The following is a 25,265-nucleotide window of genomic DNA, read 5'->3' as shown; positions in this document are numbered from 1 at the left end:
ATTCAGGATTCATTAGTATTGATGATGATTTCCTTTCATTTAATAATGGATTCTGCGTCGTAGCGCAGAATGACAAAGTTATTTATAAAGTTAGTCTATAATTTTTAAATTTTGTTACTAATAGTTGCTATAGTCCATTCTTTAAGCGAATCGTCCCATGACTCAAAGCTATTATAAAAATCTTCTTTATCATACCAATACCAATACAGCACATCTTTAGGCGATACATTTACTAACAATTTCCAAATTAAATCCTGGTGTTTGCCTTCTAAAGAGGAATGTGGCCTATGTAATGCTTCAAATAACTTTAAATCTACGATGTCGGCTATTTTATATTGATTACTTGTTTCTAGTTTTTCTAAATAACGCTCTACACTCATTATCTTTTTACGTGATTCTATATCTAATTTATTAAGATAACTTTTATACAAAATAGGATTGTCTAAAATATCTTTAATGGGGTGCTGTGTTTCTTTCAGGTATTGAGTCATTTCAAACTTTTTAATACGCTCGTAACGTTCTGTTTTTACTGCAACCTCTAGATCGTATTCTATAATCACATGATCACGTAATTTATCCATTAATTCTGGCTGATGAATATGATATATCAGTACCTCATAACTCGTGTCTTTAATGGCTTCTTTATGCCAGGTCTCATCTTCAAAAACTATGATAGGTGTAATAAAATCACGTAAAACATATACACCTCCAAAAGCTCTAGTATAAAAAGAGCTTACTGAAAAATCTATAGCAGGTAATTCTAAATCTCTAGCTCTTAAATCACCATAAGTTTTAGCCGAATTCAATAATTCTGAATGCACCTCTTCATCTATAAAATTATGACCTTCTTTAAATTTTTCTATTAACTGGAGTTGTTCATTTTGTTGATGATACAAATTATTCATTAAGTGAAAATTAATGTGTATTGTATTGTATTTCAACAGATCCAAAGATTCATAAAAAGCATCTATCTTTTGATCAAAATCAATACAAATTGCTGAATCTCTGGTAATATCATTGATTTTATCTCCATAGGTTTTAAATATCTGCTGCATCATTTCTCTATCAAAAGTATGATACGGTAAATACACGGGCTTACCTTTTTGTAATGGTGAAATAATAATACCATGTGGATTTGCTTCTCCGTTATTTAAGTAATGAAGATTCTCTTTTTCTTCAGCTACTTCAGGACTCCATCCAATACCGTCTATATGAAACGTTTTTAACTTCGTTTTGGTAAACCCAAGTTTTACTAAACATTTATTATATCGTTCCACTAGTTTTCCACTAATAGGAATAAGCTCGCTTCTATATAAATTGGCTTCTTTTAGTTTTTGCATGTTTTTGTCATTCCCACGAAGGTGGGAATCTTATCATTTTTATTCCTGCGAAGGCAGGAATCTTATTCTTTATTGTTATTAAATAATATTCACCCTATTACTCAATTATTACACTTAATTCTACCTCGCAAATGCTTAATTATTATCCACTTTGTAGTTATGAGATTCCTGCCTTCGCAGGAATTAGCAACTTATTAATTATAGCATATTGCAACAACACAATAGTTCTCGTATCTACTATTTTTCCAGTATGCAACATATTAACCGCTTCTGAAAAAGGCATTTCCAATACGTCGATATCCTCATGTTCACTATCTAAACCTCCTCCTTCACTCACTTTCATATCATCGGTATATTCACCAATAAAGAAATGCATTTTTTCGGTCATCACACCGGGTGATGAATACCCTTCATATACTTTTTGCACTTCTTTTATCCTATATCCGACTTCTTCTTCTGTTTCTCTTATAATACAGGCTTCCGGATTATCTTTATCAAGCATACCAGCACAAATCTCTACTAAAAATCCATCTTCATTATCATTCATATAAGTAGGCATTCTAAACTGTTTTATTAAGATAATGGTTTGTTTTTCTTTATTATAAAGCAGGATCCCTGCACCATCTCCCCGATCATAAACTTCACGCATTTGGGTAACCCACTTTCCGCTTTTCATTAAATAATCAAAAGTTAGTTTTTTGAGTATATAATAGTTATCTGAAAGTAAATTGCTTACTATGTTTTTTATACGATTAGTTACCATCTTCAAAAGTACTTCTTGCTTCTCTTTCTATATTTAATTGGTTTACTCTGGCATCTACTTTTCGTTTAAAATCAGTATCAGCAATGGTTGCTACATTATCTAAATAACGCACTACTTCCTGACGACGAATTTCTGAAAAATCCAATCCTTTCATATTAGCACGCATCAATTCCTGAAGCATATTAAATTTCGTTTCATAATCCTGTTTAAAATAGATTTCTGGATTTTCGAACCAATTTTCTTCTAAATCAAAATCTGTTAATCGCAATGATACAGCACTTTGAATATTCCTCACATCTCGTGATGAAAAGAAAGGAAAGGCCTTTTGCATATCTTTATAAAGATTGGCATAAAACAAATGCTGGTTGGATTTAAACTGTTTTTCTACTTTATTATAAATATCATGTACACGTTCTTCGGTAGGCTTATTGCTAACATTTAATATTTCTCCCATATTTTTAGCTAAGCCCTGATCTTGTAAATAACTATAGTTTTCCGGGCCTTGCATGTTTACAAAATCAGGCATGGTTTCATCCAGTTTACGCCACCATAAATGATCTTGATCTAAAAAGTCATGTTCTGTTCTTGCTCCATCTATTTTAAATCGCCCTTGTACACGAGAAATCACTGCCTTATCTAGCATTTCGGGTAGATTAGTAAATAATCCTATCGAACTGTTTCCATAGTTTACAGCATAGGCACCTTCTGTATAGCGCAAAAATACGCCAATCACTTCTTTTACTCCTGCCGAAACGCCTTGAGCCGTTCGTTCCTGCAAATTGTTTTCTGCATCATCAATAGGCGCAAAGATTAGTTTTGAAGGGTCTTGCATGGGTTTCATCCACTCTACCATTTTTTCTGCTGAACCTCCTTGAAATGTACTTATCAACGTATCTGGCATCGGATGAAACAAAAACGGAATATCTAAGGTATCACAATGCTCTTTAAGTCGAGTTGCTATAGCAGCAATAAGCATACTCTTTCCTGTTCCTGGAATTCCATATCCCATGAAAACTGGCATAAATCCACCCAATTCTTGAAATGGATTTTTTTTGGCTGTAAAATCATAGCTTAGCATACGCTCTGTTAAACGACGCGCAAAGTGTTTTGCATCCCGGTTACCTACAATTTGCTCAAACTTAATTTTATTGAACTCAATACTTTTTGCTGTTCCTTGAAATACATTACTCCAACCTGAAACGGCAAATTCTGATTTTTCTAACTTGTAAGTTCTATCTTCAATTGTTTCGGTGTATTCTAAACTACTTTTACGTAATTGAATTTCATCTATCAATGCTTCAAAATAGACCACCGTAAAGTCTATAACATCTTTATCTGACTTTATAATTTCCGGATGTCCTAAATACTTATCGTAATAGAACAAACTGCATGAAACCCCTTTTAAAGGTGTCATAAGCGACACTTCAGGAATACCTGCAAATTTTTGTTTCATCACGCTTAAATCGTCAGAAGCGTGCGGTTTTAAATCGTTTAATATTTTATATGCTGTACTAAAAAGCATAAATGCAGTTGCAGTATGCATTTTACTTTCAAATTCTCGTTTACCATTAGTATCTAAGGCTGATTTGTTTTCGTTTAAACTTGACAACCCTGAAGCATCATAGTAACTATCTTTAATCCAAATACCTAAAGTAATACCTTCCTGAACGGCATATAACGTTTGATTTAAATAAATAGGAATTGCTATGGAGTCGGGTAACAGACGTTTTTTTAGAGCCAAAATTGTTTTTGATACTGAGGTTATTTCTGCTGTATTACTACCATTATTAGCACGAGATAGATATAACAGGATAGACTCATCTTTGGCTTCTTTATTTTTATTTTTTGCACGCTGCCCTTGCTCCCATTGTACACTTTTTAAATAGGAAGATGCTTCATCGCGAAGCATATCAAGTTCGGTTAATTTTATTGGGAATGTTGAGTTGTGTTCCATTTTTTAAGTCTTCAGTTGGCAGTCTTCAGTTTTTACTCTTGCGGCTTGCTCTACTATTTTCTCTTTTGTTTATTGTATCTGGCATTGAGTATTTACTCATACCTTATATGTTCTCTTTAATATCTTATTTTTAACCTTATCATTTACAAATTTATCTTCTACATTAAAATCAAATCTATTTATTGACTGAATACTGCCAACTGCACACTGTTTACTTCTTAGAGTATTTCAAACTACTTATTTCAACAGGCGGTTTTGCTAAATCATTCATGAGTTCTGGTGTTTTATTATGCAATAATTGAATAATACGATGTGGTGCAAACACATATTTTTGTTTAAACACATCGTTCCATTTTTGCAATATCTGTTTTGAAAAAAAACCACCGTCTTTAAACTCACTTCCAGACGCTACTTCATCTATTCTTAATGAAATCGCATACGATTCTAATGGAATTTCTTTCTTTCCGATACCTTGTAAAATGGCATGTGTGATATCATTTTCATCTTTTGCAAAGACATTATGCATAGGTCCTAAATCGATTCGTTTTATAAGTTTTGGTAATACTTTTGGCAACTTCCTGTCTATAGTATACCCCATAGTATCCAAAGACATGTCTCTATCTGCAGTAGTTTTTAAAACCTCGTAAATGTCATCTTTATAATCTTTTACGTCAGTTCCACTATAATTGAAATACATAAAGCAAATAAATGGACGGTTGTGGGATACATCGAAAAAACTCCAACTTGTCATATATTTTGTATCTATTTCTTCTGGGGCACTTAAAATTTTACCTTGTACAAAACGATTAAAAATATATTGTTTTTGAACTGATGAATAGTATACTATAGAGGCTGCTTGAAACAATTTACTTTTTTTAATAGGTTCCTTTTTACGCATTAACGTATCTAAAAACTCTTCTTTTAAAGTAACTACTGGTGTTAGCCTGTCTAAATAATCATCACGCAATTCTAAATCGTTAAACAGATACCGAAATTCCAAATAGTTTGGAAACCCTGAATGGGTTAAATCGACTTTCATATTATCTTCATCATCATACATATACTTAATACGCATGGCTTCAATAGAGTATAGTAATAAATCACAATACTGTTTAAACAAAAGGATTTCTTGATTATTGCATAGGGCTTGTTGTTGTACTGCAACTATAAGTTCTTTAAATGCAAAATCAACCATTTTATGATAGAAAACATAATGTTCTTTGGAATCTAGAACTGCTGAATCTAATGGTGTTACAATGTGATTTACGGACATTTTTAGTTACTAGAATTATTTAAACTTTTGGATGCGATATAATGAAACTCTCTTTCTAGGTCGTATTTAATTTTTTTAACACTAGCTCTCATCATTCTAATTGGTATAAAAAACATAAATAAAGCATGGAATACGCAAAAAAGGACACCCAATAATGGTGCATTACCTTGTATAATACTAGAGAAAAAAAGAAGGTAAAACAGTGAAGCTATTCCAAAAAAGAAATACATGAAATCGTTCCAGCCATTAATCTCAGTTATTACTCGTAATTTGTTCCCTTTATGAACATATGATCCTTTTGCTTTTGCAAAAACAAATGAATTAAAAAACTGATGTCTCTTTTTAATTTCAAATCCACTTAAACCAACTCTTCCTTTATACATTTTCTCACTTGATCTTAGAAGAACATCATACATGTCAGAAAAAAGATCTGTTGATCCTTTATCTACAGATAACTCGAACCTGCTAACAAACTCCTGCTTTGAAATATCTAAATCTGTTTCTAGAGTATCTAAAAGTTTTATTTTCTTTAAAAATTCCTTCATTAAAATTCTGCGTTAAGGATTGAATCATTGTCGAAGCTTTTCTTCTTTTCTCAAAAAAACGACTACCAAAAGCCTGTTTTTTTACTCATAAGTATATTTTTTTATACTTATGAGTAAAAAGTAACGCCCAAATTATTTAAATTTTATCGTTAGTTTGATGAGATTCCTGCCTCTGCAGGAATAAAGTTAACTCAACAAATCATCATCGCCTGCTTCTGGTTTTGGCTTTCCTTCTGGTTCATCATCATCGCCTTCTGAAGCTTTATTTGGATCGACTTTATAGTAATCTTCAAAAATCTCTTTCATATCGATACCATAACGCTCTGCAAAATTCTTTTGAATATCATTGTCTTTGGCACGAATTTCTTGTAAGGCCTCTGCATAACTACTATATACACCTTGCATCACTTTTTCGTGAACTGGAATATTATCCATCATATCTTGACGCGCTTTGGCACTTGCGGTATGCATAGATGCTAGCGTTTCTCCGATATGCTCATCTGTTTTTACTCCCAAATGTTCTAAAATGGCAGCAAATTCCTGATCTGTTCTAGCTTTTAAAGCTACTACATAACCATCATAGTACTTTAAGCGTTCTTCGGTATCACTTTTTAATTTAGCACGATGCGTTTGTAAATTACTTCGCAATGAGGTTAAAACTTTAATAGTTAAATTATGTTTGTGTACAAAACTGTCTTTACTCGCCGCGAGTGTAGTATAAGCATTTTTCAAGCCTTCTAATTCTTCCACTTTTTGTTCTAAAGTTGTTACTTTACCAACAGCCTGCGCATAATCTGCAGATTGCTTATCTGCAATATCTTCGAGTTCTTGACGTGCTTGTTTTAACAATGCATATTGCTCTTCTAATTTTGCTTCTACTTCTTTCTTCTTTTCTAAAGCTTTTGTATGGTTTTTAGTGGCTTCTACGATAGCATCTTGCAATTTATCTTCTACTTCTTTAATCTCTACCTCACGATTTTTCAATCTACTTACAGCTGCTTGAGATTTATAAGATAGTTCACTTAATAATGTTTGAACATCGGCACTTTCAATACGCTCTTGGAACATTGCTTTTGCTTTATTATCGGCAGCAGCACGCGTTTTTTCAGCAACTTTAAGTTCGTCTTGAGCTTTTTTAATTTTGCTTTTACGCCCCCAAAGATTATTCCACCAGGTATTTGGTTTTGCTTCAGCATCTTCTAATTCTATTTTGGCACGCTCTAAAGCTTTTTGAGCATCGTCGATGACCTTTTGCTCAGTAGCATTAAGTGCAGAAAATTTTTCGAAAATAATACCAACTTCGTCTTGATAGTCGGTTAGGTCTTTAATAGCATCTAAAAGCGTTGTTCTGTCTTTTTCAGCCATATGTACCACATCATCTAAGGTGGCATTTAATATTTTTTGTCGAACTTCTGGATCATCTTCTTGAGATAATTTAGATTTCATAGTGTCTATGGCCTTTCCCCAATTGACATCTACTTTCTCTGTTTTCTCGTTAGAATTGGTTTCCAATAAATCAAAATCGTCAGACATATGAGTGATGTATTTTTTAGTTGTACAAATATTTAAATAAGCAATGTCGTTAAAAAAAACCAATTTTGAAAGCAAACAAATGCTTACTTTTTAGGTTCTTATTTTTATTGAAATAAGTTCAATAAAAATAAGAAATGACCATTAAATTAATCTAAAATTTAAATCTAAGTCATGTTTTTTTTAATTGACTACTGTTCAAATTATAAGTATAATATATTATTGAAATGTTACAATATTTTTTAATGACTGATTTTTCTGTCATAGTATTGTGTTTTTCACTAATTTGCCGAGTGAATTAATTATATTATATTTGAGTAGCTAATAATCCAAGCTATAAACTAAGTTATGATACTAAACTATTTGACTTTTTTTTTACGAACTCCCCTCTTAATGAATCAATCTGATATTGTTACAATACTAATTATTGTAGTTGTAGTTTTCTCTATTTTACTGATTTTAGGTGTAAGAAAATCCTATAAACTTAAAAAGGAAAACGAAAGATTAAATAATATGAATACAAAAATGCCTGAAGAAGAAGACGAAACTTACAAAGACTTTACTGATGGGCATATGTATGATAATAAATAAAAACGCCTACTTTTCAGCTTGTATTTATTTTAATGATTTAACTTTGGACACGAATTTCACGAATTCACACTAATTCATTGCCAAGTGGTTATGTTATAGTGGACAAAACATGGACACAAATCATTAAAGCTGTCTATTACAGATTAATTAGTGAAAATTTGTGGAATTCGTATCTTTTTAAAATTATACAAAACAGCTTTTTTAGCAAGTATTAATGTTTTGTATGCTTATCTTACTAGTTTTTTATACTTTATTCGCTTTGGCATCAAATCACCACCTAGACGTTTCTTTTTATTTTCTTCATAATCACTAAAACTGCCTTCAAAGAAATACACTTGAGAATCTCCTTCAAAAGCTAGAATATGTGTGCATATTCTATCTAAAAACCACCTGTCGTGAGATATAACCACTGCACACCCAGCAAAGTTCTCCAATCCTTCTTCTAAAGCACGTAATGTGTTCACATCAAGATCATTAGTCGGTTCATCTAAAAGCAATACATTGCCTTCTTCTTTAAGTGTCATGGCCAAATGCAAACGGTTTCTTTCTCCTCCAGAAAGTAATTTTACTTTCTTATTTTGTTCGCTTCCTGAAAAATTAAAACGACTTAAATAGGCACGTGAATTTACCTGCTTGCCTCCCATCATAATCAACTCTTGTTCATCACTGAAGTTTTGCCAGATCGATTTTTCTGGATCTATATTTGAATGGCTTTGATCTACATAGGCTATTTGAGCAGTGTCACCTACTTTAAACTCCCCTTTATCTGGGGTTTCTTCGCCCATTATCATTCTGAAAATAGTCGTTTTACCTGCACCATTTGGTCCGATAACACCAACAATACCAGCCTGTGGTAGGTTAAAATTTAAATCGTCGTATAGCAATTTTTCATCATAACCTTTACTAACTCCTGAGGCTTCAATAACATTGGTTCCTAATCTTGGACCATTAGGAATATATATTTCTAGTTTTTCGTCAAGTTGTTTTTGATCTTGACTCATTAGCTTATCATAATTCTTTAAACGTGCCTTTTGTTTAGTTTGACGCCCTTTGGCTCCTTGTCTTACCCATTCTAACTCACGTTCTAAAGTTTTTTGACGTTTAGAAGCTGTTTTACTTTCTTGTGCTAAACGTTTCGATTTCTGATCCAGCCAAGAGGAATAATTTCCTTTCCATGGAATGCCTTCACCTCTATCTAATTCTAAAATCCAGCCTGCTACATTATCTAGAAAGTATCTATCGTGCGTTACCGCAATCACGGTGCCTTTATATTGTGCTAAATGATGCTCTAACCAATGTACAGATTCTGCATCTAAGTGATTGGTTGGCTCATCTAATAATAATACATCTGGTTCCTGCAAAAGCAAACGACATAACGCCACACGGCGTTTTTCTCCTCCGGAAAGGACACCGATTTTCTTATCACTATCTGGTGTACGTAAGGCATCCATAGCGATTTCTAATTTGGTGTCAAGTTCCCATGCATTGGCAGCATCAATTTGATCTTGAAGTTCTGCCTGACGTCCCATTAACTTTTCCATTTTGTCTGGATCAGAATACACCTCTTCCAAACCAAACATGTCGTTAATTTTATTATACTCGTCGAGAATAGCAACGGTTTCGGCTGCTCCTTCCCGTACCACTTCCATCACTGTTTTATTATCATCTAGTTTTGGTTCTTGCTCTAAAAACCCAACTGAATAATCTTGCAAAAAGGTAACATCTCCCTGGTAATTTTTATCAACACCTGCTATAATTTTTAATAAGGTTGATTTACCAGAACCATTAAGACCTAAAATCCCAATTTTAGCTCCATAAAAAAAGCTTAAATAAATATTTTTTAATACTGGTGTATTGGCACCTTGAAATGTCTTGGTTAAACCAGACATAGAGAAAATTACTTTCTTATCGTCACTCATTATTAATTATTAGTTTAAAAGTCGTTAGACTCTTGTATGTAAAAATTGTCAATCAAAAAAAACAGGAAATCTTATACTCTTCCTTTTAAGGCATTAAACACCCATGCGTTAGCAAAAAAACCTACACCTACAGCTGCAAAGCCCCAACCTGCAACATCATCGTACCTAAATGCTCCTAGACCAATCAATGCCAGTCCTACAAAAATCATTATCCATGTGGCCCACGCCAGCACAGTGTTTTTATTCATTGTCATAATAACTATTTCATTTTGGGCGCATCCTTGATAGTTTAGACAAGGCAGGCTATTTTATTAAATCTTTTAAACACCATAAACACTTAATACTAAGTGTATTAAACATTATAAAAAATGTCTTTTTCTACCCTTTTGCGCAGTTAGAGGAGCAAATATCGTATTTTTAAATAAAAAAGCATCTATTTTCTGGATGCTTTCTTAATATTAACCAATCTTAATAAAGAATTTCTTTAAACCAAAATTCTTTATTAAGATTCCCGTTTTCAAGGGAATAACAATTTCATCGGAAACCTCGACACGCTGTACCGAGGAATTTTTTTTGATTAATTCATTGGTACTTCAATGATTAATATTTTAGAGTCTCCTTTAGATTTTATTAAAACGTTATCGGTTTCATAAACACCTATGGCATCTCTATTTTTAAGTGTTAAGTCTTCTACTTCTATTTCTCCTTCAACTAAAAAGATATAAAAGCCATTATTTTCATTTTTTGGATGCAATGTTATTTCATGTCCCGAATCTAAATCTGAGCGATATATATAGGCTTGCTGGCTAATAGGTAATGCTTCACCTTCTAACTTATCTTTTGGTGCTACAAGGGTTTGCAAGGTATTCTTCTGAGCTAAATCATTAAACTTTCTTTGTTCATAATTTGGCGTTACATTCATTGTTTCTGGAATAATCCAAAGTTGTAAAAAGTTAACGCTATCAGTTTTGCTGTCGTTAAACTCTGAGTGCGTTAAACCTGTACCAGCACTCATTACTTGTACTTCATCTACTTCTATAGCTTGTTTATTTTCCATACTATCTTTGTGGGACAATGCGCCTTTTAATGGAATAGAAATAATTTCCATGTTTTGATGCGGGTGCGTACCAAAACCCATTTTTGGCTGCACGACATCATCATTAAGTACTCGGAGCGCTCCAAAATTCATGCGTTCTGCATCTTGATAACTAGCAAAACTAAATGTGTGATGTGATTTAAGCCAACCATGATTGGCATATCCTCTGGTATCTGCTTTGTGAATTATTGTTTTCATTTAATGAGTATTTTTTCATTTCCTTGAAGAAGGAAATCTTATTATTTAATTTTTAAAGAGATTCTTCATTTCATTCTGGATGACACGTTTTAACCTCCTTCTTTTATTTTGCCGGAAGAAATCCCATTTTACCCATTTGATAATCTCGCATGGCTTCCATGATTTCTGTTTGTGTATTCATTACATATGGTCCGTAAGTCGTCACTTTTTCATTAAAAGGTTCACCAGAAAGAAATAATAGTTTACTTGCATTAGTGCCTTTGATAGAAAAACCGCTCCCATCTTGATTAAACTGAATTAACTGGTTTTCATTTAGTTTCAAGGTTTCCGAACCATTAACAGTTACATCACCATATAATAAATACAACATAGATTGATGCGTTTTAGAAACCTCAAAAAAGTACTCACCTCCTTCTTCAATATCTATCATATAAACATTTACAGCTGTTTGTGTACCTATTTTCCCATAGTTTCTTTCTAATTCACCTGCAATGATTTGAACTTTCACTTTACCATCTTCAGAATTAATTAGATTAAAATCCTCGTTTTTTGCGTGCTGATAATTAGCAGGGATCATTTTCTTTTCTGCTGGCAAATTCAACCATAATTGAATCCCTTCAAGGGTTCCTCCTTTTTTTACAAACTCTTTTGTTGGTGCTTCGGCATGAATAATACCTCGCCCTGCTGTTGTCCATTGTACATCACCAGCTTTAACAACACTCTCATTCCCTAAAGAATCTCTATGTAATTGTTCTCCCTGAACTATAAATGTAATCGGTTCAAATCCGCGATGTGGATGTGGGCCTAGATCAAAAGGGTTATTCTCTTCTGAAATTTCATAAGGACCATAATGATGTAACAATATAAAAGGATCTACCATGTCTATATTTTGACTTGGCAAAGGTTGTCTTAACTGTATAGATCCCATATTGACAAAATCACTCCGCCCTACTGTTTTTATTGTATTTGATTTCATGAGTTCTTATTTTTTTATTCCCTTGAAAAAGGGAATCTTTTTATTGCAACCACAAAAAATATAATGAGATTCCCTCCTTCGAGGGAATGACAAATTAATTGTCATCGCATTTTATCCAGCAAATTGCTTAATTGTTCTGCTTCTTCTTCATTTAAATTTTTTAATAAATCATTATTGATATGAAGTGGTATAGATTCTAAAAGCTTTTTTCCTTCATCAGTAATAACAATTTTAACGACACGCCTGTCATGTTCAGAAGGTAAACGTTTAATATAATCCTTAGCACATAATTTATCCATTAATCTGGTCGCATTAGGAGAACGCTCTAGCATTCTATCCTTAATCACTTGTACCTTTAAAGGTTCTTTAGCGCCATTTAATATTCTTAAAATATTGTACTGCTGAGGAGAGATCCCAAATGGTTTAAAAAAATCATTTTGATAACTCGTTATCCAACTCGCAGTATATATAATGTTTAGCAGAGCCTTAACTCTGTTATTTGGAAATTTTGAATTGATATCTTTGGAAAAATCTCCCATAATTTTAGTATTCAATTACAGTTCTTTTTGAAATGATGCTACTTTGTTCTTTAAATCAGAATTTAACACTTCATTGGAAATCTTTCTTTCTGTAAAGTTATCATTGAACGATGGAAAAGAAAAGTCTTCAATAATATTTCCTCCCATATAAGCAAAACGCCCTTTAGCTATATCCAGAACAGTCGCCCCTCCTCTACCTCCAGGTGAGGCAGCCATTAATAACATTGGTTTTTCACTCCATAATTTGCCATCAATACGAGACATCCAATCAAATAGGTTTTTAAATACCGTTGAATATGCTCCGTTATGTTCTGCTAATGATAAAATAATACCATCTGAAGCTTTAATAGCGTCTAAAAACTTATGAGCGTTATCTGGAATACCATGAGCAATTTCATAATCAATACCATATAAAGGTAATTCAAAATCGTTTAGGTCTAAAATGTCAACTTGTACATTTTCAACCAAACTTGAAGCATAAATAGCTAGTTCTTTATTTATAGAGTTTTTGCTATTGCTTCCTGCAAATGCTATAATGTTTTTCATATCAGTTATGTATTTTTTTGTTAAAAATATAGGACACGATTAATAATACAAAGGCTATTAATGCTCCTGTTTGTTCACCGTCTCCAATCATGTAATGTGCAAAAAACGCTAAAATAAAGGCAAAAAAGAAACCGGCATAAGCCCACTCTTTAATTGCTTTAAAATTGGGATTCCAAATTGCAAATAGCCCTAAAAGTTTAGCAACAGCATACGGATAAATGATGTATGTTGGATAACCAAACTTAGTAAACATGTTAGATACATCATCATGTTTAAAAAAGTACATGCTTACAGAAAACAACATCAATAAAGTTAACAGTCCTGTAGCGATGTAATAAATAATTTTATCTCTTTTCATCTTTTTAGTTTAAAATTCTAGAACAAAAATACAATATATAATTTTATTTTCCAAGGAAAATAATTCCATGTAATATATTTTATGACAACATTAACATATATCAAAACACCATCGCAACCCATAAGTTTACTATTTTTATTTTATAAAATTTATAAATAAAAGCAAAATAGTAAGAAAATATTTTCCTTTTACACATTTCACAGAAATGCCAACTTTTGTACATTAGCAACAAACTATATTATACATGGATATTAACTTCAATAAAAACGAAGATCATAATAAACTTTTACTCTCTGATTTAAATATGCGCTTAGCCAAAGTAAGCCTTGGTGGTGGAAAAGGTCGTATTGAAAAGCTTCATGCTAAAGGAAAAATGACTGCTAGAGAACGTATTAATTACCTTTTAGATACTAAGTCAAAATCTGTTGAAATCGGTGCCTTCGCAGGAGAAGGCATGTATGCTGAACATGGTGGCTGTCCGTCTGGTGGGGTTGTTGTAAAAATTGGTTATATTAAAGGCAAACAGTGTATTGTAGTTGCTAATGATGCTACTGTGAAAGCTGGTGCCTGGTTTCCTATAACTGGAAAAAAGAATTTACGTGCTCAAGAAATTGCTATCGAAAACAGGCTTCCTATTATATACTTAGTCGATTCTGCTGGTGTATATTTACCACTTCAAGATGAGATATTCCCGGACAAAGAACACTTTGGACGTATTTTTAGAAACAACGCTGTTATGAGTAGTATGGGGATTACTCAAATTGCTGCCGTTATGGGGAGTTGCGTTGCCGGAGGTGCATATTTACCGATTATGAGTGATGAGGCTTTAATTGTTGATAAAACAGGAAGTATCTTCCTTGCTGGTAGTTATTTAGTAAAGGCTGCTATTGGAGAATCTATTGATAATGAAACTTTAGGAGGCGCAACAACGCATTGTGAAATTTCCGGAGTTACCGATTATAAAGCTAAAGATGATAAAGACGCTTTAGATACCATTAAGAATATTATCGATAAGATTGGAGATTACGATAAGGCTGGTTTTAATAAAAGTGATTCAAAAAAGCCAAAGGAAAACCCTGAAGATATTTACGGCATATTACCAAAATCCAGAGCTGATCAATATGATATGTATGCTATTATAAAGCGATTGGTTGATAATTCTGAATTTGACGAATATAAAGCCGGCTATGGACAAACCATTATTACTTGCTATGCAAGAATTGATGGTTGGGCAGTAGGTATTGTTGCTAATCAGCGCAAACTTGTTAAAACAAAAAAGGGTGAAATGCAATTTGGTGGCGTTATCTATAACGATAGTGCAGACAAGGCAACGCGTTTTATTGCGAATTGTAATCAGAAAAAAATTCCATTAGTATTTTTACAAGACGTTACTGGATTTATGGTTGGCAGTAAAAGTGAGCATGGCGGTATTATTAAAGATGGTGCAAAAATGGTAAATGCAGTTAGCAACTCTGTAGTTCCAAAATTTACGATTGTCATAGGAAACAGTTATGGAGCAGGCAATTATGCTATGTGTGGGAAGGCTTATGATCCTAGGTTGATTGTTGCATGGCCAAGTGCAGAACTTGCAGTTATGAGCGGAAATTCGGCTGCCAAAGTATTATTGCAAATTGAAAAGGCTTCGTTAGAAAAACAAGGTGAAAAAATTACTCCAGAAAAGGAAACAGAGCTTTTTAATAAAATAAAAGACAGATACGACAATCAGGTGTCCCCTTATTATGCTGCTGCTCGTATCTGGACGGATGCGATTATCGACCCTCTGGATACCAGGGATTGGATTAGTATGGGCATTGAAGCCGCTAACCACGCCCCCATTGAAAAACCATTTAATTTAGGAGTTTTACAAGTATAATGAAACATTTTCAACCCCAAATTTGTTTAGATTATGAAAAAAAGGAATATTCTATCCCTACTAGGCCTACTTTTTGCTAGTTATGCGATATACTTAATTTACACATTCTATATTGATAATAATGACAATATAAAATCCATCTATCTAGTTCCGAAAGATGCCGTTTATATCATTGAAAGTCAAAAACCAATTGATAATTGGAATACTATAAGTAAAAGCGATATATGGAAACACTTAAATACCAATACTTATTTTAATAATCTTACCGAAAGCCTTAATAAACTGGATACCATCTTTAAACAAGATGAAAGTATTTTTAAAAGATTTGGAGACAGAGAAATACTCATATCTGCTCATATTTATGCTCCAAGGAAATATGATTTTTTCTATGTAATTGATTTACAAAAAATAGCAAAACTTAATGTGCTTAAAAATCATTTAAACACCATTACTACTGATAATTTTAAGGTAAGTAAGCGCAAATATCACGAGCATCAAATAACAGAGGTTTATGATATAAAAACCCATGAAACACTATACATTAGCTTTTTACAAAATCAAATGATTTTGTCTTATGTACATACGCTTGTTGAAGCTTCTATAGACCAATATTTAGAACCTGAGATTGGAAGGCATCTTGATTTTATAGAAGTAAATAAAGAAGTTGGTTATAATGATATGTTTCGTTTATATTTTCAATATGAATATTTGGATGATTTTATTAAAGTATTTTCTAATGACTCTGGTTATCTCGAAAAAACGTTAAGCAGTAGTCTGGAATTTAGCGGTTTTAGCTTTGATTTAGATGATAATACGATTACAGCAAACGGGGTGACAAATTTTAACGATAAAGCAAGTGTGTACTTAAAAGCGCTAAAAAAATCTGGAACAAGCACACGTAATATTAGTGAAGTTGCCCCCAAACAAACAGCATTATATTTAAGTTTTTCATTCAGCAGCTTTAATGAATTTTATAATAATTTTGAATCCATTCAAAAAGAAAACCCGGAGCAATTTAAAAGTTATATTGAGGGTATAGAAAAAGTAGAGAACTTTTTAAAAATTGATTTAAAAGAACATTTTATTAGTTGGATAGATGATGAAATAGCGCTACTCCAACTACACTCCACAGTATCTCAATCTAAAAAAGATGTTGCCATAATTCTAAAAACTAATGATAATAAAAAAGCTAAGCAAAATTTAGATTTTATTTTAGAACAAATACGTAAACGTAGTCCTGTAAAATTTAAAGAAGTTAATTACAAAGGCTACCCTATTAACTTTATGTCCATCAAAGGTTTTTTTAAGATACTGATAGGAAATTTGTTTAAAGAGATTGATAAACCTTACTATACTATCATAGAAAATTATGTGATATTTAGCAATCATCCTAATACCTTAAAAAGCATTATAAATAGTTATACAAATAAAGAAACTCTAGAGAATTTTGAAGCTTATAAAGACTTTAACAATGCGTTTGATAGCAAGTGTAGTGTTTTTGCATATATCAACTCTCCTAATTTATATAATAGTGCGTATAATTTTGTAGATACAAAAGCAAAAAAACAATTAAAAAAGAATAAAGATTATTTTATTTGTTTTCCGCAAATTGGCATACAACTAACACCAGAAAAAAGCTTTTTTGAAAGTAAAATAGTGATTGATTATGAAGATCCGGATATTGTAAAAACTAAATACGCATTTGCAGACACTAAATCGCCATCAAAAACAAACAATCCACCTCCTTTAATAGAAATTACTGAAGAAAGTTTAAATGAAGAAACTATTTTCAATATTCCCGAAATTTTCCCTACAGATTTAACAGCCAAAGAGTTTATAAAAACACACACCAATGGAAACGTTAAATTTTCCGTGGAATTAAAGGATGGATTAAAACATGGAGACTATAAAGAGTATTATAAAAATGGTAAGCTAAAAATCTCTGGTAAATATTCTAAAGACACCCAAAATGGTGCTTGGCGCGTTTATAATTTTGATGGTGATTTAGTATTTAAAAAAAGGTTTTAGTGTTATAAACTATAGAACTTGTTTTATTATTTATAAATCAATTACAATTAAAAAATGAAAAGAACCTTATTTATAGTTTTTGTATTTACAACTTTAATAGGATGTAAAGACAATAAGCCCAACGAAATCAAAGTCGATTTAGTAGACAATGAAATAATTAACGATACATTATCTAAAAAAGTAACTAACAATTTAGCAGATACACTAAGTGCAAAACAACAATCAAGTATAACTTTTGACACAGACTTTTCTGATTGGAAAACTGATGAAGTTGATTTGTCTCAATTTGAGTTTTTAGAAAGAACCAATGATACCTTAAAAATAATTGCGAGAGATACCACTATCAGGCTAGTTAATGAATATTTTGACGATGAGAAACAAAATTATGGAGCCTCAAGATTTATTGTAGCAAACGTTTACCCTAACCACGATGTTATTGAATTACAAGCAATTTCTTATGAATACTCCTATCATGTTTTGGCTTACTTAAAAACAGGTGATACCATTTTTTCATATGGTAAACCAATGTTTTCTAAGGATGGCAAGTACATTTTTACTTCAAATGTTGATTTAAATGCAGGATTTGATGATAATGGCTATCAAATAATCAAACTAGATTCTTTAGGTTTTAAAAATGTTAAAACTGTTGACATTGAAAACTGGGGAATTCAAAAGGCTTCATGGATTGGAACTGATAGTATAGTTTATTCTAAAGTAACCTTAAATGAAAACTATGGCTTCGATACTGAGGTAAAAAAAATAAAAATAAAATAGCATACACAAACCGACATTCGAATAGTCTGTTTTATGTTTTTTTATTTTCTCGTGAAATTTCTGTATCTTAATGGTTGATAACCAATACTTTTCAATCATGGGAACAATAAAAACGCTCAACAAGTGGGCAAATGCACATACGTATTTACCTCTTGATATCATTCGTGTCGCTCTAGGTGTCTTTTTATTTATTAAAGGCATTAGTTTTATGTCTGACAGTGCCATGCTGATGGAATTATTTAAACCAATACAAAATTTGGCTGGTGGTATGGTAATCATCCATTATGTAGCACCTGCTCATTTTATTGGCGGTCTTTTAATTGCTTTTGGTTTACTCACCAGATGGGTCATTATTGCTCAGCTCCCAATTTTAATTGGCGCTATTGTCATAAATTTTGCAGGAGAAATGAATGCTTCAAACCTAACATTAGCATTAATCACTTTTGTTGTTTGTTTATTTTTCTTGTTTTATGGTTCTGGTAAAAACTCACTCGATTATTATTTTAAAATGCAGAAATAAAAAGGTGTCATTCAGAACATTATCGAAAACAAAATATATTTTGTTTGAAGATACAAAGCAAAGCTTAAGAAGAATCTTTTTAAAATTAGATACTTATTATCAGTGTTTTTAATTTTTTTGACTGCACTCAAAATGACAACTTATAAACTTTTTAATTCCCTTTTTTACAATTCTTACTGCAAATTTTGATAAGAAGAAATAAGTCGCATGAATTCTACTCTATACCCCTTTTGCCATTACATCATACATAAATAATTTACTTTTAGGTATTTTACTAAAATCGTAGACTTGTCTAGATGAGATACTACGCAATTATCATCTTTACTTAATACCTAAAATTATTTATTCTTTGCTCTCAATTTATCTAATTCCTGTTTTGAGGCTTTTAATAATAATTCTAATTCTTTTTTTTGAAATCTACAGCAACAAGAATCAATATCTGCAATAGTTCTAAAAATTAAAGATTCACAATAATTAATTCTAATAAAATAAGAGAAATCAGAGACTATGTTTCTATAAAACTCATCAATATCGCTTAGAGAGGCTTCGAATATTACTTTATCCTTAAAACGTAAAAAGTTTAATTTAATCTTTAGTATGTGTTTAAACAAAATTTATTGAGGTTTTTCTTTATCCATCGCAAAGTTTATTCCATAAGGCTTTAAAAATGAATATCGCCAAATTTTGAGTGCAAATGGGTATTTATTTTTCCTCTAAACAAAACTTGATGGCATTATTAATGATAATATCATAACGCTAACAGTTTTATTATCATTTAAATATATTATGTATTATGAATAACAAAAAGTGTGCTTTAGAAAGTAATAGGAATGAGCCAAAAATTATAGTTAAAAAAACAAATTATGATAGCGCGTATGATCCTAGAGTCACTTCTAGAAATAATTATTTTGAAATTCTACTTTATAAAATTGGAAATTGCGGCAGACATATTATAGATTTTAAAGAATATGAAATTACTAATGGAAGTGTTTTTATCATTACACCTGGAAGAGTACATTTACTAAAACAGAACCCTGAAGAAAATGGAATTATTATTCAATTTACAAAGGAGTTTTTAGAGCTTAGTATCTTACCTTCTCAACTTGATTGGTTCTTAAAATTTTATGCAAACCCCAAAGTGAGTCTTGACTCTTTTCAGTCAGAGAAATTATACTTTTACTTTGAAAAAATAAAAGAACTTTATGACTCTTCTAGTATTTTAAAATTCCAGAAGCTGCAAAAGCTTTTTGGATTAATTTTATTTAAACTATTAGAGTTTATTCCAGATCAGGTTAGGTTATATAAAAAGGAAAGTGTTTCCTATGAATTCATGTCTTTGGTAATTGAAAAGTTTAGGGAAATTAGACTAGTAAAAAAATATGCCGCACTTCTTAATATTCCTATTAATAAGTTAGAAAAAGAAGTGAAGATGCATTATGGAAAAAGTCCTCTTAAAATAATTAATGAGCTACTTGTCATAGAAATTAAAAGGTTGCTAATATCCAATAAATTATCTCATAAAGAAATATCTTTTGCGCTCAATTTTGACTCACAAAGTTCATATACTCGATTTATTAAGACACATACTGGTAAAACACCTACCGAACTTAAAAAAACCTTGATGTTTTAAATAAGATTAAATAAGCTAAAAAGTACAGTTATTAATTAAATGTTGTCATTTATTGCTTTCGAGATTGTATTGTTTATTCTGTTAGTTATTTTTAAAATGGTTAGCATCTGTACATTTTAGTTTTTTGTAGGTACTAGACTATGTACAGGTATAGCTATATATTTGGTATAAAGACGAACTTAGGTTCGTCTTTATTATTACTGTTATTGGTTAATAGTTACCATTTATTATTTTTGAGATTGTTCTTTATACATGCTTATTTATTTTAGTACTTTCATACTTAATTGAGTAAGATAATTAATTCATTGAGAGGGTTTTATTAATCTAAAAGAATGAGTATTATAATAGTTTAAAGATGAGTCGGGGGGCTGGCTCATCTTTTTTACATATATTCTCCAATTATTATATTTTTGCTTTTTGGTTGAATTTTTTCAATTATACTTTCAGTTATCGTAATCGCCATTTTAATTTACCTAAAGAATAAAGGAAGAGGAAATAACAATGAGAATTTTGATAATTTCGACTTCGATTAACTACAGTTATTAACTAATTTCTATCACTTATTTGTTTTTAGATTACCCTTCATTTTGTTTCAGTTATGTTTGAATATTCTAAAAATGATTTTTTTTGAGAGGAAAATCATTTTACAACCAAATTGAGAGTATCTTAAAAAAGGTGGACTTGTTCTCTGTTCATCTTTTTTTGTTTATAATAATAGCAATCAAAACACAATCCTTTTACCTTTTGGCAGACCACTAGTCTAAAATCACCGACGTAAGTACATTTATATTCTAACTCGTCTTTTTGTTTCATAGTAACTACAGTAACTATTGACTTAACCTTATCTGTCGCCAAACATAATTCAATATTTAAACTTATAAAAGAGGTCTAAAAAACACTGTCGGAATATTTACTTTTTAGACCTTTTTATAATATTACTACAAATTTTGATAAGAAGAAACAAGCCGCATAAATTCTGCTCTATAACCATCTTTATCATTACCTCTACCTTGTTTAGCTAATTCAATAACATCTTCTGTTTTTGAATTATTATGATATTTTGACTGCCTTAACTGCATTCCAAACAATGCTACAGCTGAAGCAAATTTTAAATCTTCAGATGCTTCTGAAATTGTATTTTTTTGCACATGAACCATTTCTATACTTTTATCTCCATCTGGTTTTTTATATCTAAATTTTACTGTAAACAATTCATCAGCGTAGTTTTGGGCTACCTTAGTTTTAGTATATTTTAAATCAGCCACATCTTTGAGATAATCACTTTTTACACCATTCGGAATCACCTCATACAAAGCTGTAACAGTGTGTCCGCTCCCTAATTCACCTGCATCTTTTGTGTCATCAATAAAATCTTCATCCTCAAGCATTCTATTTTCGTATCCAATTAACCTGTATGCCTGTACTTTATTCGGATTAAATTCTATCTGGATTTTCACATCTTTTGCTATGGTAAATAAGGTGCCTCCAAATTCTTTTCCAAAAACTTTTTGAGCTTCTTGCATATTATCAATATAGGCATGATTCCCATTACCTTTATCTGCTAATATTTCAAGTTTAGAGTCTTTATAATTTCCATAACCAAACCCTAAAACGGATAAAAACACACCAGATTTACGCTTTTCTTCTATTAATGTTTCCATAGCTTTATCACTAGACGCTCCTACATTAAAATCGCCATCAGTGGCTAAGATCACTCTATTATTCCCATTCTTTTTATAATGCTTCTCTGCTAATTTATAAGCTAATTTTATACCAGCTCCACCAGCTGTAGACCCGCCAGAATTCAAGTTATTTAAAGCGCTTAATATTTTTTCTTTTTGCTTTCCAGAAGTTGGCTCTAAAACAACACCAGCTGCACCTGCATATACTACAATAGATACTTTGTCTTGCTCACGTAATTGATTTACTAAAAGCCTGAAAGCCGATTTTAAAAGGGGTAATTTATTTTGCGAGCTCATAGAACCAGAAACATCCAACAGAAAAGTAAGATTTGATGGAGGTAGCTCTTCATTGGCATATGTTTTTCCTTGTAAACCAATTTTAACAATTTTTGTATCATTATGCCATGGTGTTTTCGCTACTTCTGTATTTATAGAAAAAGGATGTTCATCTGTTGGTTGTGGATAGTTGTAATCAAAATAATTAACCATCTCTTCGATTTTAACAGCATCTGGTTCAATGGTCTCCCCATTATTAATCATACGTCTTATATTACTATATGAGGCCTTATCTACATCAATAGAGAAAGTAGATAATGGTGAAAGTGATGTTCTTTCAAAACTATTCTCTTCTATAACCGCATAACTTTCATTATTATTTATTCTAAAATTTCCTTGATGTGTCGTTATAACAATACAGCCATTTTTAGCAATTTTTCCAAACTTTGTTTTAGCATCAGACTTATCATATTCTTTTTTACTATTAATATCTGATTCTCTTAAACTCTCAATAATATGGTTATTCTCTTTTTTAATAGGCACGCCATCAACAATATACAAAAGCTCCTTTTCTTTATTAGTTTTGTTGTTTTTTGTGCTGATCAAAATAACACCATTTGCTCCTCTACTTCCATAAATGGTTTTTGATGCAGTGCCTTTTAAAACATCTATAGCTTTAATGCTTTTTGAGTTTATTTCTTCTAATTCTTTATAAGGAGCAACAACATCATCTATGACAACTAAAGGTTCTTTATTTCCAGATAATGAAGATATGCCTCTTATACGAATTTGAGAGTTTGTACTCGGTACACCCGAATTACTAGTGACATTAACACCTGCAACTTGTCCTTGCAATGCTTTTGATAATGAATTAGATTGTATTTGACTTGCTAATTTATTATGATATGCTTTTTGTTTTTGACGTTTTATTTGGGATGCAGATGGAGAATACGCCTTAACTGCCGAAACAGAACCAGTAACAGCACTTCTTCTTTGTACTGCATATCCAGTTACTACAACTTCTTCCAAACGAGAAACATCTTCTTGTAAAGCTATAGAAATTGTATTAAGATTTCCTACTTTTTTTTCTTGTGTTACAAAACCTACATAGTTAAAAACAAGAATATCTGTCGGTTTTGCTTTAATTTGATAAAGTCCATCAAAATTAGCAACGACTCCTTTACTGGTCCCTTTAATTAAAATATTTGCTCCTGCTAAGGGTAAATTATCACTTGCCGATGTTACTTTGCCAGATATTAAACGTTCTTGAGCTTGCACTTGTATGGAAATTGCCAATACAATAATGATTTTTAGTAATGCTTTCATGAGAATTGATTTTAAAGTTTAACATAAAACTAATCTCAAACCCTTTCTTATAAAACCAATAATGAGTGAAGTGCCCTTTTGAATGAGTAAGGCACAAAAAAAAGGGTAAACTCTTGTTTACCCTTTTTTATATATTAGAATTTTATTTTTCCAACTTCAAATTCATCTTCTTTTTTATCCAATCTTAAAATTTTTACTTTTTTGGTTTCATTTTCACCTCCATAATTAGTGAATATGGTAACCTTTAATGTTAACCCCAAGTCAAGCTTTTTGTTTTTTAACTGATTTTATGTACTTCAGTCAATATAACCCTCAATGATGATGATGATCTTAATTTTTATATGTTTAGCTTTGGATAAAATAAAATTTGGCTAGATGATTTACCCTCATCTAGCCAAAATTCAATTAAGGTTGTTCTTTAATTTTAGTATAAGGAATTCGCATCTTAATTTCCCAAGTTCCTGTATCATTAATTCTAATACCCCATCTTATATAGGCTCTATTAAGAATCTCGCTGGTACCGGGATCTGTATAAGGCGTCCAATCTTTTGGTCCATTATCAGCTTCAAAAGCTTCTGTATCTACAGTAAAGGCATTTCCAGTTGTTAAATAGTACATTAAATATGTATTATCTCCTGAATACGTTCTTCCAAATTGAGGGAACGGAGGTGCTGGTAATGAAAAAGTTGTAGAAGTTGCATCTGTAATAGTCTCGACGGAGTTATCATGATAATTTTGTAAAAATGTAGATCCCGTAGGATAAAAGGTTATCTCATCAGGGTTTAAAGGCTTATCATAACTATCTGTAATAACCATTTTTACTTTTACGCCCAGAGAGGGTTCATCACTTATTTTAGTAATATTAATATAAGGATGTGTACCATCTAAAACACTTGGAATATTTGCATCTTCACTATTCACTATTCTAGATGTATATGCAATATCGTAACCACCACTTACTTTACCTAATTGAAGTCTAGACCTCATTTCTCTAAGAAACTCTACAGGTTTAAATGGCTCAAGCTTAACTACTACATAATCATCTAATTGTCTTTCCCCTCTTACATTTGTAGCTTTAACATTGAGCTTATATATATCCTGATCATCTACAAACTTGCTAGCTTGTGTAAAAGCTAGTTCCCCACTTACATCATTAATTAAAAGTGTAGGCTTGTTAGCTAGCTCTAGTTTTTCCTGAGCCAGTTCTAACGTAGTATCGGTAAACGGATTAAATGCTTCTTTCCATATCAATATTTCATGTTCATCGAACAAATCGTTGGTTGAGTTCCCTTGAGCATCTGTAACATCAGTTATTTCCCAACTCATAGGGTAAGTAGACCCTTCTATATTTGGTGCGGCTCCCAATTTAAAAACACCTCTAGGAACAAATATAGTGTCTTCCAAAGCATGAATATTATCGCTTATATAGCCTATTTCTGGCGGCTTACAAGAAGAGGCCAAAAGAGCTAAGATAAACACGGTATAAAATATATTTTTCATATGTCTTTCTTTAAATTAAAAATTCTAA

The 25,265-nt window shown here is 31.6% G+C and carries 23 protein-coding genes; 6 read left to right on the top strand and 17 right to left on the bottom strand.

Translation table 11 applies throughout. The annotated features are described in order from the left end of the window. Nucleotides 1-104: 104 nt before the first annotated feature. The 6 genes from Q4Q47_RS15930 to Q4Q47_RS15905 form a co-directional block, all read right to left on the bottom strand. Entirely contained in the window at nt 105-1,340 is a 1,236-nt protein-coding gene (locus tag Q4Q47_RS15930; protein WP_303307630.1) for a DUF6638 family protein, read from the bottom strand. A 157-nt stretch (nt 1,341-1,497) separates the two neighbouring features. After that, nucleotides 1,498-2,103: an NUDIX domain-containing protein gene (locus Q4Q47_RS15925; protein ID WP_303307629.1), complete on the bottom strand. Its 606-nt coding sequence runs from the start codon at nt 2,101-2,103 to the stop codon at nt 1,498-1,500. Continuing rightward, nucleotides 2,093-4,057, bottom strand: a complete 1,965-nt coding sequence (locus tag Q4Q47_RS15920) for an AAA family ATPase (protein WP_303307628.1) — start codon at nt 4,055-4,057, stop codon at nt 2,093-2,095. Before Q4Q47_RS15920 ends, Q4Q47_RS15925 begins: the two co-directional genes overlap by 11 nt. Nucleotides 4,058-4,268: 211 nt before the next feature. Continuing rightward, the gene (locus Q4Q47_RS15915) at nt 4,269-5,330 is read right to left on the bottom strand and encodes a hypothetical protein (protein ID WP_303307627.1); all 1,062 of its coding nucleotides are present in this window, start codon (nt 5,328-5,330) and stop codon (nt 4,269-4,271) included. A gap of 2 nt (nt 5,331-5,332) precedes the next feature. Beyond that, nucleotides 5,333-5,875 carry a hypothetical protein gene (locus Q4Q47_RS15910; protein WP_303307626.1) on the bottom strand — a complete coding sequence of 181 codons (543 nt, stop codon included), beginning with the start codon at nt 5,873-5,875 and terminating at the stop codon, nt 5,333-5,335. 186 nt (nt 5,876-6,061) lie between these two features. Then, on the bottom strand, nt 6,062-7,408 hold the full coding sequence (locus Q4Q47_RS15905; RefSeq protein WP_303307625.1) for a coiled-coil domain-containing protein: 1,347 nt from the start codon (nt 7,406-7,408) through the stop codon (nt 6,062-6,064). A gap of 345 nt (nt 7,409-7,753) precedes the next feature. Here Q4Q47_RS15905 and Q4Q47_RS15900 point away from each other — a divergent pair, with 345 nt between their 5' ends. After that, entirely contained in the window at nt 7,754-7,996 is a 243-nt protein-coding gene (locus tag Q4Q47_RS15900; RefSeq protein ID WP_303307624.1) for a hypothetical protein, read from the top strand. Between the two features lie 227 nt (nt 7,997-8,223). Here Q4Q47_RS15900 and ettA read toward each other — a convergent pair whose 3' ends face one another. The 7 genes from ettA to Q4Q47_RS15865 form a co-directional block, all read right to left on the bottom strand. Further along, nucleotides 8,224-9,915, bottom strand: a complete 1,692-nt coding sequence (gene ettA, locus Q4Q47_RS15895) for an energy-dependent translational throttle protein EttA (RefSeq protein WP_303307623.1) — start codon at nt 9,913-9,915, stop codon at nt 8,224-8,226. Nucleotides 9,916-9,986: 71 nt separating this feature from the next. Further along, nucleotides 9,987-10,169, bottom strand: coding sequence for a CAL67264 family membrane protein (locus Q4Q47_RS15890; protein ID WP_303307622.1), 183 nt, complete (start codon nt 10,167-10,169; stop codon nt 9,987-9,989). Between the two features lie 323 nt (nt 10,170-10,492). Further along, nucleotides 10,493-11,209, bottom strand: a complete 717-nt coding sequence (locus Q4Q47_RS15885; RefSeq protein ID WP_303307621.1) for a pirin family protein — start codon at nt 11,207-11,209, stop codon at nt 10,493-10,495. 103 nt (nt 11,210-11,312) lie between these two features. Next, on the bottom strand, nt 11,313-12,185 hold the full coding sequence (locus Q4Q47_RS15880) for a pirin family protein (RefSeq protein WP_303307620.1): 873 nt from the start codon (nt 12,183-12,185) through the stop codon (nt 11,313-11,315). Nucleotides 12,186-12,286: 101 nt separating this feature from the next. Next, the gene (locus Q4Q47_RS15875; RefSeq protein ID WP_303308485.1) at nt 12,287-12,724 is read right to left on the bottom strand and encodes a MarR family winged helix-turn-helix transcriptional regulator; all 438 of its coding nucleotides are present in this window, start codon (nt 12,722-12,724) and stop codon (nt 12,287-12,289) included. Nucleotides 12,725-12,739: 15 nt separating this feature from the next. Then, nucleotides 12,740-13,270 (bottom strand): NADPH-dependent FMN reductase, encoded by a 531-nt coding sequence (locus Q4Q47_RS15870; RefSeq protein ID WP_303307619.1) that lies wholly within the window; start codon nt 13,268-13,270, stop codon nt 12,740-12,742. Nucleotide 13,271: 1 nt separating this feature from the next. After that, nucleotides 13,272-13,628: a DoxX family protein gene (locus Q4Q47_RS15865; protein WP_303307618.1), complete on the bottom strand. Its 357-nt coding sequence runs from the start codon at nt 13,626-13,628 to the stop codon at nt 13,272-13,274. 244 nt (nt 13,629-13,872) lie between these two features. Here Q4Q47_RS15865 and Q4Q47_RS15860 point away from each other — a divergent pair, with 244 nt between their 5' ends. The 4 genes from Q4Q47_RS15860 (at nt 13,873) to Q4Q47_RS15845 (ending at nt 18,823) form a co-directional block, all read left to right on the top strand. Continuing rightward, a complete protein-coding gene (locus tag Q4Q47_RS15860) occupies nt 13,873-15,501 on the top strand; it encodes an acyl-CoA carboxylase subunit beta (protein WP_303307617.1) in 1,629 nt (542 codons plus the stop codon). A gap of 33 nt (nt 15,502-15,534) precedes the next feature. Then, nucleotides 15,535-17,529, top strand: coding sequence for a DUF3352 domain-containing protein (locus tag Q4Q47_RS15855; RefSeq protein ID WP_303307616.1), 1,995 nt, complete (start codon nt 15,535-15,537; stop codon nt 17,527-17,529). Nucleotides 17,530-17,583: 54 nt separating this feature from the next. Then, entirely contained in the window at nt 17,584-18,303 is a 720-nt protein-coding gene (locus tag Q4Q47_RS15850; RefSeq protein ID WP_303307615.1) for a hypothetical protein, read from the top strand. Between the two features lie 97 nt (nt 18,304-18,400). Continuing rightward, complete coding sequence (locus tag Q4Q47_RS15845; RefSeq protein WP_303307614.1) at nt 18,401-18,823, top strand: DoxX family protein; 423 nt, start codon at nt 18,401-18,403, stop codon at nt 18,821-18,823. Nucleotides 18,824-19,161: 338 nt separating this feature from the next. Here the strand turns inward: Q4Q47_RS15845 and Q4Q47_RS15840 are convergent, their stop codons facing one another. Further along, the gene (locus Q4Q47_RS15840) at nt 19,162-19,434 is read right to left on the bottom strand and encodes a hypothetical protein (RefSeq protein ID WP_303307613.1); all 273 of its coding nucleotides are present in this window, start codon (nt 19,432-19,434) and stop codon (nt 19,162-19,164) included. 182 nt (nt 19,435-19,616) lie between these two features. On the opposite strand from Q4Q47_RS15840, the gene Q4Q47_RS15835 reads away from it, so the two are divergent. Next, nucleotides 19,617-20,453: an AraC family transcriptional regulator gene (locus Q4Q47_RS15835; RefSeq protein ID WP_303307612.1), complete on the top strand. Its 837-nt coding sequence runs from the start codon at nt 19,617-19,619 to the stop codon at nt 20,451-20,453. Nucleotides 20,454-21,391: 938 nt separating this feature from the next. Here Q4Q47_RS15835 and Q4Q47_RS15830 read toward each other — a convergent pair. The 3 genes from Q4Q47_RS15830 to Q4Q47_RS15820 all read right to left on the bottom strand — a co-directional run bounded on the left by Q4Q47_RS15830 (nt 21,392) and on the right by Q4Q47_RS15820 (nt 25,237). Beyond that, on the bottom strand, nt 21,392-23,737 hold the full coding sequence (locus Q4Q47_RS15830; RefSeq protein WP_303307611.1) for a YfbK domain-containing protein: 2,346 nt from the start codon (nt 23,735-23,737) through the stop codon (nt 21,392-21,394). Nucleotides 23,738-23,871: 134 nt separating this feature from the next. Then, the gene (locus tag Q4Q47_RS15825) at nt 23,872-23,997 is read right to left on the bottom strand and encodes a hypothetical protein (protein WP_303307610.1); all 126 of its coding nucleotides are present in this window, start codon (nt 23,995-23,997) and stop codon (nt 23,872-23,874) included. Nucleotides 23,998-24,142: 145 nt separating this feature from the next. Then, entirely contained in the window at nt 24,143-25,237 is a 1,095-nt protein-coding gene (locus tag Q4Q47_RS15820) for a DUF5007 domain-containing protein (RefSeq protein ID WP_303307609.1), read from the bottom strand. Nucleotides 25,238-25,265 lie beyond the last annotated feature (28 nt).

Origin of the sequence: Flavivirga spongiicola, assembly GCF_030540825.1 — a bacterium.
GTDB classification, from domain to species: domain Bacteria; phylum Bacteroidota; class Bacteroidia; order Flavobacteriales; family Flavobacteriaceae; genus Flavivirga; species Flavivirga spongiicola.
This window is presented reverse-complemented; position numbering and strand designations above follow the sequence as displayed.